At 72.6% G+C, this 14,396-nt stretch carries 15 protein-coding genes; 14 read left to right on the plus strand and 1 reads right to left on the minus strand.

The features are described 5' to 3' along the window. The first annotated feature begins 15 nt into the window (after positions 1 to 15). The 14 genes from ACIP8Z_RS18570 to ACIP8Z_RS18635 all read left to right on the plus strand — a co-directional run bounded on the left by ACIP8Z_RS18570 (position 16) and on the right by ACIP8Z_RS18635 (position 13,191). Complete coding sequence (locus ACIP8Z_RS18570) at positions 16 to 426, plus strand: NADH-quinone oxidoreductase subunit A (protein ID WP_319310756.1); 411 nt, start codon at positions 16 to 18, stop codon at positions 424 to 426. Next, positions 417 to 1,058 (plus strand): NADH-quinone oxidoreductase subunit B, encoded by a 642-nt coding sequence (locus ACIP8Z_RS18575; RefSeq protein WP_402084628.1) that lies wholly within the window; start codon positions 417 to 419, stop codon positions 1,056 to 1,058. Before ACIP8Z_RS18570 ends, ACIP8Z_RS18575 begins: the two co-directional genes overlap by 10 nt. Continuing rightward, positions 1,055 to 2,572, plus strand: a complete 1,518-nt coding sequence (locus ACIP8Z_RS18580) for an NADH-quinone oxidoreductase subunit C (protein WP_402084630.1) — start codon at positions 1,055 to 1,057, stop codon at positions 2,570 to 2,572. The genes ACIP8Z_RS18575 and ACIP8Z_RS18580 overlap by 4 nt, the downstream gene beginning before the upstream one ends. Continuing rightward, entirely contained in the window at positions 2,569 to 3,537 is a 969-nt protein-coding gene (locus ACIP8Z_RS18585; RefSeq protein WP_319310750.1) for a complex I subunit 1 family protein, read from the plus strand. The genes ACIP8Z_RS18580 and ACIP8Z_RS18585 overlap by 4 nt, the downstream gene beginning before the upstream one ends. Then, positions 3,537 to 4,127 (plus strand): NuoI/complex I 23 kDa subunit family protein, encoded by a 591-nt coding sequence (locus ACIP8Z_RS18590; protein WP_402084633.1) that lies wholly within the window; start codon positions 3,537 to 3,539, stop codon positions 4,125 to 4,127. The genes ACIP8Z_RS18585 and ACIP8Z_RS18590 overlap by 1 nt, the downstream gene beginning before the upstream one ends. Positions 4,128 to 4,186: 59 nt before the next feature. Next, the gene (locus ACIP8Z_RS18595; RefSeq protein WP_402085304.1) at positions 4,187 to 4,732 is read left to right on the plus strand and encodes an NADH-quinone oxidoreductase subunit J; all 546 of its coding nucleotides are present in this window, start codon (positions 4,187 to 4,189) and stop codon (positions 4,730 to 4,732) included. Then, the gene (gene nuoK, locus ACIP8Z_RS18600) at positions 4,732 to 5,136 is read left to right on the plus strand and encodes an NADH-quinone oxidoreductase subunit NuoK (RefSeq protein WP_402084636.1); all 405 of its coding nucleotides are present in this window, start codon (positions 4,732 to 4,734) and stop codon (positions 5,134 to 5,136) included. Before ACIP8Z_RS18595 ends, nuoK begins: the two co-directional genes overlap by 1 nt. After that, on the plus strand, positions 5,133 to 7,124 hold the full coding sequence (locus ACIP8Z_RS18605; protein ID WP_402084638.1) for an NADH-quinone oxidoreductase subunit L: 1,992 nt from the start codon (positions 5,133 to 5,135) through the stop codon (positions 7,122 to 7,124). Before nuoK ends, ACIP8Z_RS18605 begins: the two co-directional genes overlap by 4 nt. A 27-nt stretch (positions 7,125 to 7,151) precedes the next feature. Further along, entirely contained in the window at positions 7,152 to 8,705 is a 1,554-nt protein-coding gene (locus ACIP8Z_RS18610) for a NuoM family protein (protein WP_402085307.1), read from the plus strand. Next, the gene (locus tag ACIP8Z_RS18615) at positions 8,702 to 10,240 is read left to right on the plus strand and encodes an NADH-quinone oxidoreductase subunit N (RefSeq protein ID WP_319310743.1); all 1,539 of its coding nucleotides are present in this window, start codon (positions 8,702 to 8,704) and stop codon (positions 10,238 to 10,240) included. The genes ACIP8Z_RS18610 and ACIP8Z_RS18615 overlap by 4 nt, the downstream gene beginning before the upstream one ends. 38 nt (positions 10,241 to 10,278) lie before the next feature. Next, complete coding sequence (gene mscL / locus ACIP8Z_RS18620; RefSeq protein ID WP_319310741.1) at positions 10,279 to 10,734, plus strand: large conductance mechanosensitive channel protein MscL; 456 nt, start codon at positions 10,279 to 10,281, stop codon at positions 10,732 to 10,734. Positions 10,735 to 10,918: 184 nt separating this feature from the next. Beyond that, entirely contained in the window at positions 10,919 to 11,782 is an 864-nt protein-coding gene (htpX, locus tag ACIP8Z_RS18625) for a zinc metalloprotease HtpX (protein WP_402084642.1), read from the plus strand. Continuing rightward, a complete protein-coding gene (locus tag ACIP8Z_RS18630; RefSeq protein WP_402084644.1) occupies positions 11,779 to 12,177 on the plus strand; it encodes a YccF domain-containing protein in 399 nt (132 codons plus the stop codon). Before htpX ends, ACIP8Z_RS18630 begins: the two co-directional genes overlap by 4 nt. After that, entirely contained in the window at positions 12,178 to 13,191 is a 1,014-nt protein-coding gene (locus ACIP8Z_RS18635; protein ID WP_402084647.1) for a hypothetical protein, read from the plus strand. It begins immediately after the preceding gene. Here the strand turns inward: ACIP8Z_RS18635 and ACIP8Z_RS18640 are convergent. Then, complete coding sequence (locus ACIP8Z_RS18640) at positions 13,157 to 14,395, minus strand: APC family permease (protein WP_402084649.1); 1,239 nt, start codon at positions 14,393 to 14,395, stop codon at positions 13,157 to 13,159. The genes ACIP8Z_RS18635 and ACIP8Z_RS18640 overlap by 35 nt on opposite strands. Position 14,396: the final 1 nt, after the last annotated feature.

Raw genomic sequence — 14,396 nt, forward strand, 5'->3', positions numbered from 1 at the left:
GAGGGGCGGACGGACGTGCGGGAACCGACCGTTGTCGCGGCCGGCGCGACGGGCGCGGCGGACTACTTCCAGACGTACTCCGTCGTCGGCCTGCTCGCCGTCGTCGGAGTGCTCTTCGTCGCCGTGGCGTTCGGCGCGGGCCGACTGCTGAGGCCTGTCGTGCCGACGCCCGAGAAGCTCCTCACGTACGAGTGCGGTGTCGACCCCGTGGGGGAGGGCTGGGCGCACACCCAGGTCCGCTACTACGTGTACGCCTTCCTCTACGTCATCTTCGCCGTCGACTCGATCTTCCTCTTCCCCTGGGCGACGGTCTTCGCCGCGCCCGGCTACGGCGCCACGACCCTGGTCGAGATGTTCGTCTTCCTCGGCTTCCTGGCCGTGGGGCTGCTCTACGCGTACAAGAAGGGCGTCCTGGCATGGACGTAACACCCCTGCCCACACCCCTGCCCGCTCCGAAGCTGGGCCCGCTGGCCCGCCTGGCCCCCGAGCCGATGAAGGTGGTCCTGAACTGGGGCCGCCGCTACAGCCTGTGGGTCTTCAACTTCGGGCTCGCGTGCTGCGCGATCGAGTTCATCGCCGCGTCGATGGCCCGGCACGACTTCATCCGGCTCGGCGTGATCCCGTTCGCGCCGGGCCCGCGCCAGGCCGACCTGATGATCGTCTCGGGCACGGTGACGGACAAGATGGCGCCGGCGGTGAAGCGGCTGTACGAGCAGATGCCGGAACCGAAGTACGTCATCTCCTTCGGCGCCTGCTCCAACTGCGGCGGCCCCTACTGGGACTCGTACTCGGTCACCAAGGGCGTCGACCAGATCATCCCGGTCGACGTGTACGTGCCGGGCTGCCCGCCGCGCCCCGAGGCGCTGCTCCAGGGCATCCTCAAGCTCCAGGAGAAGATCGCGCGGGAGAGCCTGGCCGAGCGGTACGCGACCACCGGCGGCGCGTCGGTCGCGCAGCTGACGAGCCCGCTGGTGGAGCGCCCGTCGGCGGAGGGCCCCGTGGCGGAGAGTCCGTCGGCCGAGAGCCCCTCCGCGGAGCGACCGGGAGCCGGGGCATGACGGCGTACGACTCCCTCCCCGACTCCGTGACGGAGATCTTCGGCGAGGAGGCGACGGCGGAGCAGGCGTACGACCTGCTGACCGTCGACGTCCCGCCGGGCTCGTGGATCACGGCGCTCGAAACGGCCCGGGACGCGCTCGGGTGCACCTACTTCGACTGGCTGAGCGCGGTCGACGAGCCGGGCACGGGCTTCCGGGTCTGCGCGCACGTGGCCGCGGTGGGGGAGGGGCGGCCGCGCCGCCTGCTGCTCCGCACGACGGTCCCGCACGCCGCTCCCGTCCTGCCCACGGCGATCGGCGTGTACGCGGGCGCGGGCTGGCACGAGCGCGAGACCCACGAGATGTTCGGCGTGGACTTCACGGGCCACCCGCACCTGGTTCCGCTGCTCCTCCCGGAGAACTTCGAGGGCCACCCGCTGCGCAAGGACTTCGTCCTCGCGGCCCGGGTCGCGAAGGCGTGGCCGGGCGCGAAGGAACCGGGCGAGTCGCACGAGGGCGGCCCGAAGCGCCGCCAGATGCTTCCCCCAGGCGTCCCGGATCCCAACGAATGGGGCCCTCTGAAGGGCCAGCTGCCCCCGGCCCCGGCACGCCCGGCCCGAGCGGCGGCAGGCGACCGCCCGGTCCGCAGGACCCGCTCGGTGACGGAGGGCTCGGCGACCCAACCGGAAGCCCCGGACACCACCCGCCCACCGCGTAGGACCCGTTCGGTGTCGGAGGGCTCGGCGAGCCAGGCGGCCCCGGCTCCGGAGTCGTCGGCCGAGTCCCCGGTCGCGGGTGCCTCGCCGCGTCGCACACGTTCGGTGTCGGAGGGCTCGGCGAGCCAGGCGGCGTCGGCCCCGGAGTCGTCGGCCGACGCCCCGGTCGCGGGTGCCTCGCCGCGTCGGACCCGTTCGGCTGCGGACGGCTCCGCGAGCCAGGCCGCGCCGGCCCCTGAGCCGTCGGCCGACACCCCGCCTGCGGCGGCCCGCCCGCCGCGCCGTACCCGCTCTGCTGCCGACGGCTCCGCGAGCCAGGCGGCGCCGGACGGCCCCGCGCCTCGCGCGGAGGCCGCGCCCTCGCGTGCACGCAGCTCGGACGCTCCCTGGCACCACGCGCGCCCGGCCTTCGACGAGGAACCGACCTCTCCGCCGCCCCCGGCGGAGCCGGAGGCCCCCTCGGCGACCGAACCCAAGACCGAGCCGACGCCCAAGCCTGAGGCCGCGCCCGCGCCTGAGGCTGCGGAGGCCGCGCCTGCGTCCGAGTCCGCGCCCCAGCCGGAGACCCCGGCGGAGCCCGAGCGGGAGACTCAGCCCGAGCCCGAGCCGGAGACCCCGGCGGAGCCCGAGCCCGAGCCCGAGCCCGCCGCCGACGCGCCCCTCGTGCCCCCGAGCCCCGGCACCACGGGTGGCACCGAGACCGGCGCCCCGCCCAAGGACGGGCCCACCGGGCCCACCGGCCCTCCCGACTCCACCAGCCCCACCGGTCCTAGCGGCCCCACGGGCCCCACCACCCCCGCCGGAGGCGATCCCGCGTGAACGACGTACTCGACGTCGCCCTCCGGCTTCTCGTCGTCTTCGCCGTCTTCCTCGTCCTGCCGCTCGTCGTCGGCCAGACCGAGCACAAGGTCATGGCCCACATGCAGGGCCGCCTCGGCCCCATGTACGCCGGTGGCTTCCACGGCTGGGCGCAGCTCGTCGCCGACGGGGTGAAGTTCGCGCAGAAGGAGGACGTCGTCCCCAAGGACGCCGACCGGCGGGTCTTCCAGCTCGCGCCGGCCGTCGCCCTCCTCCCGTACCTCCTCGTTCTCGTCGCGATCCCGATCGGTCCGAGGGAGGGCGCCGTCGGGCAGGTCGTCGACGCCGGCATCTTCTTCGTGCTGGCCGTGATGGGCGTCGGTGTCCTCGGCAGTCTGATGGCCGGCTGGGCGTCCGCGAACAAGTTCTCGCTGCTCGGCGGGCTCCGTACCGCCGCCCAGCTCCTCGCGTACGAGCTCCCCATGCTCCTCGCCGCCGCCTCCGTCGCGATGGCCGCCGGCACCGTCTCGCTGCCCGGCATCCTCAACGCCTTCGAGTGGTGGTGGCTGCCCTGGCAGATCGTCGGCGCCCTCGTGTTCTTCGTGGCGGGTCTCGCCGAGCTCCAGCGACCTCCGTTCGACATGCCCGTCGCCGACTCGGAGATCATCTTCGGCGCGTACACCGAGTACACCGGTCTCCGTTTCGCGCTGTTCCTGCTCGCCGAGTACGCCGGCATCGTCGTCCTGTGCGGCCTCACCACCGTCCTGTTCCTCGGCGGCTGGCACGGCCCCTTCGGCGGCGACGGTCTGGGCTGGGTGTGGACCCTGCTCAAGACCGCCGTCCTCGCGTTCGTCGTGATCTGGCTGCGGGTCAGCTACCCGCGCCTGCGCGAGGACCAGCTCCAGAAGCTCGCCTGGACGACCCTCGTCCCGCTCGCGCTCGCGCAGATCGCGCTCACCGGCATCGTGAAGGTGGCGATCCAGTAATGGCTCCGATTCCCGGCTCCGGTCTGGCCAAGGGCCTCGCCGTCACTCTCCGCACGATGACGAGGAAGACCGTCACCGCGCAGTACCCGGACGTGCAGCCCGAGCTGCCGCCCCGCTCCCGCGGGGTCATCGGGCTGTTCGAGGAGAACTGCACGGTCTGCATGCTCTGCGCCCGTGAGTGCCCCGACTGGTGCATCTACATCGACTCCCACAAGGAGACGGTGCCGGCGGCCGCCCCCGGTGGCCGCGAGCGCAGCCGGAACGTCCTCGACCGCTTCGCCATCGACTTCTCCCTCTGCATGTACTGCGGTATCTGCATCGAGGTGTGCCCGTTCGACGCGTTGTTCTGGTCGCCCGAGTTCGAGTACGCGGAGACCGACATCCACGAGCTGACCCACGAGCGCGACAAGCTCCGCGAGTGGATGTGGACGGTTCCCGAACCGCCCGCCCTCGACCCGCGCGCGGAGGAGCCGAAGGAGATCGCGGCCGCCCGCAAGGCAGCCGAGAAGGCCGCAGCCGCAGCCGTAGCCGCCGCTGAGGCCCAGGCTGCCGCCGAGGCGCAGGCGCAGGCCGAGGGGGACCAGCCGTGATCCTCGCCGCCGCCCAACAAGCCGCCCACCACGTCGCCCAGCAGGCCGCCCAGCAGCCCGTGCTGAACCAGCAGACCCACGGCTTCCTCTCGCCCACCGGCGTCGAGATCGCCTTCCTGCTCGTCGGCCTCGTCACCCTCGGCGCCGCCCTCGTCACCGTCACCACCCGCCAGCTCGTCCACGCCGCGCTCTGGCTGGTCGTGGCCCTCGGTGGCCTCGCCGTCGAGTACCTGCTCCTCACGGCCGAGTTCATCGCCTGGGTCCAGGTCCTGATCTACGTCGGTTCCGTCGTCGTCCTCCTTCTCTTCGGGCTCATGCTCACCAAGGCCCCCATCGGCCACTCACCGGACGCCGACTCCCGCAACAAGCCGGTCGCCGCGGCCGTCGCGCTCGCCGCGGCGATCGCGCTCGTCTGGGTGGTCGTCGACGCGTTCCGTACGACCTGGATCGACCTCGACGGAGCCGTCCAGGGCTCCACCGAGGTGACCGGCGAGATCCTCTTCCGGCACTGGGTGCTGCCGTTCGAGGCGCTGTCCGTGCTGCTGCTCGCCGCCCTCGTCGGCGCCATCGTGCTCTCCCGCAGGAAGAAGGAGGAGCAGCGCTGATGCACCTCGCCTACCCGGCCGTCCTCGCCGCCCTCCTCTTCGCCATCGGCGTGTACGGCGTCCTCGCCCGCCGCAACGCGATCCTGGTCCTGATGTCCGTCGAGCTGATGCTCAACGCCGTCAACCTCAACCTGGTCGCCTTCGACGTCTGGCTCCGCGACACCCTCCACGCCGGCCAGGCCCTCACCCTCTTCACCATCGCCATCGCCGCCGCGGAGATCGGCATCGGTCTCGCGATCGTCCTGATGGTCCACCGCAACAAGGGCACCTCGGACATCGACCGGCTCCGGGACACGGCGGAGCCGCCGCAGCCCTGGGACACCGCGGCCGAGGACACCGCGCCCGAGGACGGCACGACCACCGACGACACGCCCACCGGCGAGAAGGCCGAGGCCACCGCGTGACCACCACGACCCTCGCCGTCCTCGTCCCCCTCCTGCCCTTCCTCGGCTCCGTCGCCGGACTCCTGCTCGGCCGCACCGCGCCCGGCTTCGTCCGCCCGCTGGCCGTGCTGCCCACCGTCGCCGCCGCGGTCCTGGCCGTCGTCGTCGCCGTACGGCAGGGCGGCGGGACGGCGATCGACGCCTCGACCCAGCTCACCCCCACCGGCTCGGTCCCCATCGACCTGGCCCTGTACATCGACGGCTTCGCGGCCCTCGTCGCCGTCCTCGTCGGCGTCGTCGCCACCTGTGTGCAGATCTACTCGACCGGCTACCTCCGCGAGGACCCGCGCTACCCCTCGTACGCCGCGCTCGTCTCCCTCTTCACCTCCGCGATGCTGCTCGTCGTCTACTCCGGCGACCTGATGGTGCTCCTGGTCGGCTGGGAGATCATGGGCATCTGCTCGTACTTCCTCGTCGGCCACTACTGGGAGACCCCCGAGGCGCGCGCCGCCTCCCTGAAGGCCTTCCTCGTCACCAAGCTCGGTGACGTCCCCTTCCTCATCGGTCTCTTCGCGCTCGCCACCGACGCGGGCACGTTCCGGATCACGGGCGTCCTCGGCGCCGTCGCACGCGGCGAGCTCGACCACCCCACCCCGGTGGCGCTGCTGCTGCTCGCCGGTGTGGCGGGCAAGTCGGCCCAGTTCCCGCTGCACACCTGGCTCCCGGACGCCATGGCCGGCCCCACCCCCGTCTCCGCGCTCATCCACGCGGCGACGATGGTCGCCGCCGGTATCTACTTCACGGCCCGGCTGCTGCCCGTCTTCGCCGCCTCCGCCGCCGCGATGACGGTGCTCGCCGTGATGGCCGCGATCACGATGGTCGGCTCGGCGCTCGCCGCGCTCGCCCAGGACGACATCAAGCGGGTCCTCGCCTACTCGACGATGGGCCAGCTCGGCTACATGGCCGGCGCCCTCGCCGTCGGCGACCGCGGGTCCGCCGTCTTCCACCTCCTCTCGCACGCCGCCTTCAAGGCCCTGCTCTTCCTCGCCGCCGGCGTCGTCATCCACGCCGCCGGTACGAACTCCCTGACCGCCATGTCCCGCATGAGCGGTCTCGCGAAGCGCATCCCGGACGCGTACTGGACGATGACCGTCGCCCTGCTCGCGCTCGCCGCGATCCCGCCCTTCGCCGGCTTCTTCTCGAAGGAGGCCGTTCTGGTGGCCGCCGAGCACACCGCGCTCGGAGAGCGGACCGTCGCCCCTGCCGGGGCCGGCTGGACCGTCCTCGTCGCCGGGCTGCTGACCGCCTTCCTCACCGCCGCGTACGCGCTCCGCCTCTGGCTGCGGACCTTCCGCGGCCGGGGTGCGGAAGTCCCCGACCACGGCCGGCAGCCGATCGCCATGACGTCCGTCCTGTGGGTGCTCGCGATCCCCTCCCTGGGCTTCGGTCTGACGGTCACGTACCTCGACGACTGGTTCGACGGGAACGCCCTCACCCCGACCGTCACCACGGCCGTCCTCGGCACCGGCCTCGCCGCCGCGGGCGCCGTGATCACGTACGCGATCTGGCGCACCCTCGCCGCCAGGACGCCGGTGACGGCCGCCGGCCAGGCACCCGCCCCCCACGTGGCCCATCCGGACGCCGACGCCGGTCTCGTCGAGGCAGAGGCGCTGCACCTGCCGCACCCCGCCGAGGACCCGGCCGACCCCGGCCGCGCCCTCCTCGGCCCGCTGCGCGGTCCCGCCGCCGACGGCTTCCACCTGGACGCCGTCTACCGGACGGCGTTCGTCCGCCCCGTCCTGGCCGCCGCCTCCCTGGTCCGCTTCCTGGACCGCGAGGTCGTCGACACCTACGTCCGCGCCGCGGGCACCTCCGCCAAGGGGCTCGGCTGGCTCGTCCGCCGCGCCCAGACCGGCAACGTGCAGACCTACCTCAGCGCCCTGCTCGCCGGCTCCGTCGTCCTGGCGATCGTCGCCGTCGCCCTCGCCAACGCCGTCGCCGGAGCGTGAGCCGTGATCGATATCAGCGAATCCGTGATGCAGTTCCTTCTGGCGTTGATCGTCGCCGGTCCGCTCCTCGGCGCGGCCGCCGCCCTTCTCCCCGCCCCGCCGGGGCTGAAGGGGAAGTCCCCGGACCAGGCCGTGCTCCGCCACGGCGTCACCGTCACCGGTGTGATCCTGCTGGCCGCGATCGTCCTCGCGCTCGGCTTCGACCACGACCAGCCTTCGAGGATGCAGGCCACGACGGACATCAGCTGGATCCAGGCACTCGACGTGCGGATCCACCTCGGTGTCGACGGCATTTCCCTCCCCCTCCTGGTCCTGACCGCGCTCCTGAGCTTCCTCTGCGCGCTGTACTCCTACTTCAAGATGCCGAGCGGCCCTTCCCCCAAGGGCTTCGTCGCGCTGCTCCTCGTCCTGGAGTCCGGCACCCTCGCCACCTTCGCCGTCCTCGACCTGATCCTGTTCTTCCTGGCCTTCGAGATGGTCCTCATCCCGATGTACTTCCTCATCGCCCGCTGGGGCGGCGAGGGCAAGCAGGCCGCGGCCTGGAAGTTCATCCTCTACACGCTGCTCGGCTCCGTCGTCATGCTGCTCGGCCTGCTCCTCATCGGTGTGAAGGCGGGCACCTTCGACATGGTGGCACTGGCCACTGACAACGGCCGTGGACTGACCACATCCGTGCAGGTCATCGCCGTTCTCGCGATCGGTCTCGGGCTCGCAGTGAAGACCCCGATGTGGCCGCTGCACAGCTGGCTCCCGGACGCCCACACCGCCGCCCCGACGGTCGGCTCGGTCCTCCTCGCCGGCGTCCTGCTCAAGATGGGCACGTACGGCTTCGTCCGGATCGTCCTGCCGATCGCCCCCGACGGCATGCGGATCTTCGCCCCCTACCTGGCCGCCTTCGCCGTCGCCGGGATCATCTACGGATCGCTCGCCTGCCTCGCCCTCGCGCGGCCCGGCAACAAGGGCGACCTCAAGCGCCTCATCGCGTACTCCTCCGTCGGCCACATGGGCTTCGTGCTCCTCGGCATCGCCACCATGACCCCCACCGGGGTCAACGGCGCCCTCTTCGCCAACGTCGCCCACGGCCTCGTCACCGGCCTGCTCTTCTTCCTGGTCGGCGCGGTCAAGGACCGGTACGGCACCGCCGACCTCGACACCCTCGCCGGAGCCACCGGCGCCGCCCTCTACGGCCGCGCCCCGCGCCTCGGCGCCCTCCTCGCCTTCGCCGCCGTCGCCTCCCTCGGCCTGCCGGGCCTGGCAGGCTTCTGGGGCGAGATGCTGGCCCTGTTCGGCGCCTTCGAGCCCGCCGCGGGCCTCAGCCGCCCCGCCTTCCTCACGTTCATGGCGATCGGCGCCTTCGGCACCCTCCTCACCGCCGCCTACCTCCTCCTCGTCGTCCGCCGCGTCTGCATGGGCGGGGCCCGCCCCGCCGGGGAGACGCCGATCGCCGACGTCCAGGGGTACGAGTTCGCCGCCTGGACCCCGCTCGTCGCCCTCACCGTCCTCGCCGGACTCTGGCCCGCGGTCCTCCTCGGCCTCACCGACCCGGCCGTCCAGAAGCTCCTCGCCGGAGGCACTCAATGACCCCAGTGACGACGTTCGCCGGCGAGTCGCTCGTCCAGTCCGTCGACTGGCTCACGATCGCGCCCCCCACCCTCACGGCCCTGGTCGCCCTCGTCGTGCTCGTCGCCGACCTGTTCGTCCCCGAGGAGCGCAAGCGGCTCCTCGGCTGGACGGCGATCGCCGGCCTCGTCGCCGCCCTCGCCCTCCTCGTCCCGCTGCGGGCCGGTGACCGCTCCACCTTCTGCCTCTCGGCGGACACCCAGGTCGGCGCGTGCAGCTACACGGCCGACCGCTTCACCCTGGTCATCCAGCTGCTCGTGCTCGGCGGCGCGCTCCTGACGGCGCTGCTCTCCGTCACCGAGACCCGCGAGAAGCTCCCGGCCGGCGAGTACTGGTTCCTGCTGCTGTCCTCGGCCGCCGGAGCCGCGCTGCTGCCCGCCTCCCGGGACCTCGCGACCCTGGTCGTCGCCCTCGAGGTGGCCTCGCTGCCCGCCTTCGCGCTCGTCGGCCTCAAGCGCGGCGACCGCATGTCCGGTGAGGCCGCACTCAAGTTCTTCCTGTCCTCCGTCACCGCGACCGCCGTCACCCTGCTCGGCGTCAGCTTCGTGTACGCGGCGACCGGAACCCTCCACCTCACGGAGCTCGCCCAGTCCCTCGACGACGTCCCCGGCCAGCTCCAGACGCTCGCCGAGGCGGGCGTGGCCCTCACCCTCGTCGGCTTCGCCTTCAAGACGGCCGCCGTCCCCTTCCACTTCTGGGTGCCGGACACCTACGTCGGCGCCCCGCTGCCCGTCGCCGCCTACCTGTCGGTGGTCGGGAAGGCCGTCGGCTTCACCGGGCTCATCCTGGTGACGGTCGTCGCCTTCCCCTCGTACGCGGACGTGTGGGGCCCGGCGCTCGCCGCCCTCGCCGCGCTGACCATGACCGTCGGCAACGTCGCCGCCCTCCGGCAGCTGTCCACGCGCGCGTGGAGCGCGGTCCGGCTGCTCGCCTGGTCCTCCGTCGCCCAGGCCGGCTACCTGCTCGTGCCGATCGCGGCCGCCGCGTACTCCAGCGACGACCAGGTCGGCGCCACCGTCGCGTACGCCCTGATGTACGCCGTGGTGAACCTCGGCGCGTTCGCGGTCGTCGCGCTCGTCGCCCGCCGGCACCCCGAGAACCGGATCGCGGACTATCGGGGCCTGTACGCGACGAGTCCCGCCGCCGCCCTCGCGCTCGCCTTCTTCCTCCTGAATCTGGCCGGTTTGCCCCCGGGTATCATCGGCCTCTTCGCCAAGGTGACCGTCTTCTCGGCGGCCGTCGACGCGGGCCTCGGCTGGCTGGCCGTGATCATGGGCGTCAACGTCGTGATCGGGCTGTACTACTACCTCCGCTGGACGGCACTGCTGTTCCGTACGCCGGAGGGCGCGGTGCGGCAGGCGCCTGCCGGGACCCCCGTCCCCCACACGGTCCCCGCTCCGATCACCCTGGCGATCGTGCTGACCGCCGCCGCCGGGGTCGTCCTGTCGGGCTACCCGCAGATCGCGCTCCGCTTCGCGGCGAACAGCCTGTTCTGACTCCCCCCACAGACGAGACACCAGGAGCGAGAAACACCGTGCTGAACGGATTCAAGGACTTCATACTTCGCGGGAACGTCATCTCGATGGCCATCGGTCTGGCCGTCGGCACCGCGTTCACGGCCGTCGTCACCGGCTTCAGCAAGGCCTTCATCACCCCGCTCATCGGTCTCGCGACCGGCTCCGTCGGCAACTTCAACGACGCGCAGTTCCACGTCGGCAAGACCGTGTTCCCCTACGGCCTCGCGATCTCCGCCGCCATAGCCTTCGTCATCACCGCCGCGGTCCTGTACTTCCTGATCGTCGCTCCGCTGGCGAAGGTCCAGGCGCGGTTCGCGAAGGAGGAGGCGGCCGACCCGAAGTCCGAGAAGCGCGACTGCCCCCGCTGCTTCACGGAGATCCCGGCCATCGCCTCCCGCTGCGCCCACTGCACCAGCGAGGTCGAGCCGATCGCCACGACCCTGGAGAAGCTCGGGGTCCCGACGCCCCGCTGACCGCCCCGCCGGTCCGCCCCGCCGATCACCCGAACGGCCCACACCCCGCCACCGGCGCCCCCGGTGCGGCCGGGGGAACCCGAACCTCCCGCCTGGCGTTGACCAGTACGGAAGGGTCCACTGGACGAGTGGATATGACCACGAAGCAAAGGGTTCCCCTGCCGCACCACTTGGAGGGCGTACCGTGCACCGCCGGCACAACGGGCTGAGGACCGCCGTACTCCTCGGAGGGCTCTCCGCCCTCATCATCGTCATCGGCAGCTTCTTCGGCCGTACGGGACTGATCGTCGCGCTGTTCGTGGCGCTCGGTACCAACGCGTACGCGTACTGGAACAGCGACAAGCTGGCACTACGGGCCATGCGGGCCCGTCCGGTCAGCGAGTTCGAGGCCCCCGCGCTCTACAGGATGGTGCGGGAGCTCTCCACGCAGGCGCGTCAGCCCATGCCGCGGCTCTACATCTCGCCGACCCAGGCGCCCAACGCCTTCGCGACCGGCCGCAACCCGCGGAACGCGGCGGTCTGCTGCACCGAGGGCATCCTCGCGATCCTCGACGAGCGCGAGCTGCGCGGGGTCATCGGCCACGAGCTGAGCCATGTCTACAACCGGGACATCCTCATCTCCTCGGTCGCCGGAGCGCTCGCCTCCGTGATCATGTTCCTGGTCAACTTCGCCTGGCTGATCCCGGTCGGCCGCTCCAGCGACGACGACGGACCGGGCATCCTCGGCTACCTCCTGATCCTCATCCTCGGCCCGATCGCCGCCTCGATCATCCAGCTCGCCATCTCCCGGTCCCGCGAGTACGAGGCCGACTCCTCCGGAGCCCAGCTCACCGGCGACCCGCTCGCCCTGGCCAGCGCGCTGCGGAAGCTGGACGCCGGCACCAAGCAGCTGCCGCTGCCGCCGGAGCCCCGGATCGAGACCGCGAGCCACATGATGATCGCGAACCCGTTCGGGCCCGGAAAGGGCGTGTCCAAGATGTTCTCCACCCACCCGCCGATGGCCGAGCGGATCGCCCGGCTCGAACAGATGGCAGGTCGACGCCCGTGAAGACGATCCTCAACATCATCTGGCTGATCCTCTGCGGATTCTGGATGTTCCTCGGCTACATGCTCGCGGGCGTCCTGCTCTGCATCACGATCATCGGCATCCCCTTCGGACTCGCCGCGTTCCGGATCGGGCTCTACGCGCTGTGGCCCTTCGGGCACACGGTCGTGGACCGCCACGACGCGGGCGCGCCCTCCTGCGTGGGCAACGTCCTGTGGCTGATCCTGGCCGGCTGGTGGCTCGCCCTCGGCCACATCACCACCGGCATCGCCCTCTGCATCACGATCATCGGCATCCCGCTCGGCATCGCGAACTTCAAGATGATCCCGGTCTCACTGCTGCCCCTCGGCAAGGAGATCGTCCCCACGGACCAGGCCTACGGCTACGCGGGCCGCTGAGTGCAGAACCCCCGCTACGCGCTCCTCTCCGGCTCGTACGCCGTCGCGCTCTGCAAGGACGTCGACGGCCTGTACGGGGAGCCCGTGCCGGTGCCGCCCGTGCGCTACGAGCTCCGCGGCTGCGAGCCGCGCGGGGAGCTCGCCCGGGCCGTCACCGAGGCGCTCGTGGAGGGCACGGCGCCGCTCGGCACGCTGGACGTGGAGGTTCCCGACGGCCTGTGGCGCCTCGAAGGGGTCCGCGTCCTCGGCGCGCGCGGAGACGCCGTGACCGTGGAGACGACGGGCGCCCCGAGCCGCCGGCCGCACGGCTCCCGCCCGGCCCGCTGCGCCAACCTGATACGGATCTCGCCCGAGCCGCCGCCCGAGGTCACCCACACCGAGGTCACCTTCCTCGGCTGCTCCCCGCGCGGGGCGCTGCGCGACGCGCTCGCCGCCGGGGCGGAGGAGTTCGGGACGGTCGACTACCGGGTCCTGGCCTGGGTGGGGGACCTGCACCACGGCGGCGAGGCGGGCCGCGTCACCGGCTGGGACACCTCCGCCGGCCACCGCGGCCTGATCGACCTGACCGTGGCCTTCCCCCGCGCGCGGCTCGTGCCGCCGCAGACCCGCGAGGTCTGGGACCTGTTCTTCGGCGGCAGGCCCGCCGAACCCGGCACCTGGCGGCGGTTCACCGGCGCGGCCCGCGGCGAGTGGCTGCGGCAGGCCGCCCGCCGGCCGCACGGCGCCCCGGAGATCACCCCGGGCGCCACGTACGACCTCGACGGGACGGATGTCGTCGACGAGGTCTCCTTCCTGTGCGCCCTCGGGGAGGCCGTGTACGGACCCGGCCGGGGTCCCGGTGTCGAGGCCGGGGCGTTCGGGGAGGAGTGGGCGGGCGTCACGCTCGTCTGGCGCCGGGCCGACGTGGCCCGCGCCTGCCTGGGCGTCCAGCCGTGGCTCGGAGCCCGTCCCGCGACCTTCCAGGAGCTGGCCGACGCCCTCAGGAAGGCGGGGGCACGGCTCGTCCTCGACTGATCGCCCACGCCACCACGCCCGCGGCGACCACCCCGGACCCGGCGAGGACGGCGCCGAGCGGCAGCGCGAAGGCGAGCGCCGCGCACCCGGCGAGCCCGAGCGCGGCGAGCGGCCGGCGCTCGGGTCCCAGGGTCCAGGCGGAGGCGTTCGCGATCCCGTAGTAGACGAGCACCCCGAAGGACGAGAAGCCGATCGCGCCCCGCACGTCCGCCGTCGCCGCGACGACGGCGACCACCGCGCCCACCACGAGTTCGGCCCGGTGCGGTACCTGGAAGCGGGGGTGGACGACCGCGAGCGCGGTCGGCAGATAGGCGTCCCTGGCCATCGCGAGGGTCGTACGGGACACCCCGAGGATCAGGGAGAGCAACGAGCCCAGGGCCGCGACGGCCGCCCCCACCGTGACCACCGGCACCAGCCACCCGGCGCCCGCCGCCCGGGCGGTGTCCGTCAGCGGCGAGGGGGAGTCGGCGAGGGCCCCGGGTCCGAGCACCGTGAGGACGCTGACCGCGACGAGCACGTAGACGACGAGCGTGATGCCCAGGGCGAGGGGCACGGCCCGGGGGATCGTGCGGGCCGGGTCGCGGACCTCCTCGCCGAGCGTGGCGATGCGCGCGTACCCCGCGAATGCGAAGAAGAGCAAACCCGCGGCCTGCAGCACCCCGCCGGTGGTGAGCTCCGAGCCGAGGGGGAGCGGGTTCGTCCCCCCGGCCCCGAGGCCGACCGCGACGACCGCGGCGAGGACCGCGAGGACGAGTCCCACGATCGCCCGTGTGAGCAGCGCCGACTTCTGAACTCCCATGTAGTTGACGGCTGTCAGGGCCACCACGGCGGCCACCGCCACCGCGTGCGCGTGCTCCGACCACACGTACGCGCCGACGGTCAGTGCCATCGCCGCGCAGGAGGCCGTCTTGCCGACCACGAACGCCCAGCCGGCGAGGTACCCCCAGAACGATCCGAGGCATTCGCGACCGTACACATAGGTGCCACCCGAACGGGGGTACCGGGCCGCGAGCCGAGCCGAGGCCATGGCGTTGCAGTACGCGACGACGGCGGCGATCCCGAGCGCGAGGAGCAGCCCGCCCCCGGACCCGACGGCCGCCGCGGCGGGTCCGAGCGCGACGAAGATCCCGGCCCCGACCATCGCGCCGAGCCCGATCACGACCGCGTCGAAGACACCGAGGGACCGGCGCAGCTCAGCACTCATG

Origin of the sequence: Streptomyces sp. NPDC088553 (assembly GCF_044752965.1) — a bacterium.
GTDB lineage: Bacteria > Actinomycetota > Actinomycetes > Streptomycetales > Streptomycetaceae > Streptomyces.